1 protein-coding gene is annotated in these 702 nt (G+C 47.2%); it reads left to right on the top strand.

What is annotated here, in order from left to right:
• Nucleotides 1–140 precede the first annotated feature (140 nt).
• On the top strand, nucleotides 141–602 hold the full coding sequence (gene tnpA, locus B5F94_RS16020; RefSeq protein WP_162614482.1) for an IS200/IS605 family transposase: 462 nt from the start codon (nucleotides 141–143) through the stop codon (nucleotides 600–602).
• Nucleotides 603–702: the final 100 nt, after the last annotated feature.

The following is a 702-nucleotide window of genomic DNA, read 5'->3' as shown; positions in this document are numbered from 1 at the left end:
TTTTTGTATAAAGAAAACCACTCGCTAGGCGAGTGGTTCAAAAAAGCCTAAGGCGATGAAAAAGATAAAAAAACTCCCTTTGCTATAATAGGAGTGCGGTCTGCCAACTGCACAAACGATAGCAAAGGGAGGACATCCAGATGGGACTGAATGACATCAATAGTTTATCCCATACCCGGTGGAATTGCAAATATCATATCGTATTTGCGCCAAAGTATCGGAGGAAGGTATTTTACCAAGAAAAGAAAGCGGCAATAGGAAAAATACTGCGGCAGTTATGTGAGTGGAAAGGGGTAAAGATCATAGAAGCGGAAGCGTGCCCCAACCACATCCATCTGTTTGTAGAGATACCACCGAAAATGTCAGTATCGCACTTTATGGGGTATCTGAAAGGGAAGAGCAGCACAATGCTGTATGAGCAATTCGGCGAGCTGAAATACAAGTACCGGAACCGAGAATTTTGGTGCAGAGGATACTATGTGGACACGGTAGGGAAAAACGAGAGCCGAATTGCCGAGTATGTGAGGAATCAGCTAAAAGAGGACGAGATGGGAGAGCAACTGAGAATCCCATCTAACAGCCCGTTTACGGGCGGCAAGTAACAGTCCTTACGCAGCTGGCAGACCGTATTACGCGTTGCACGCGTCCGCGAGGAACAGAGGGCTATGCCCGCATAGTGACAACCACCAGCTTCGCTGGTGG

The sequence above is a fragment of the Flavonifractor sp. An4 genome (assembly GCF_002161755.1).
Taxonomy (GTDB): Bacteria; Bacillota; Clostridia; order Oscillospirales; family Oscillospiraceae; genus Flavonifractor; species Flavonifractor avicola.
Note: the sequence above shows the minus strand (reverse complement) of the source record. Positions and strands in the feature narration are given on the sequence as shown.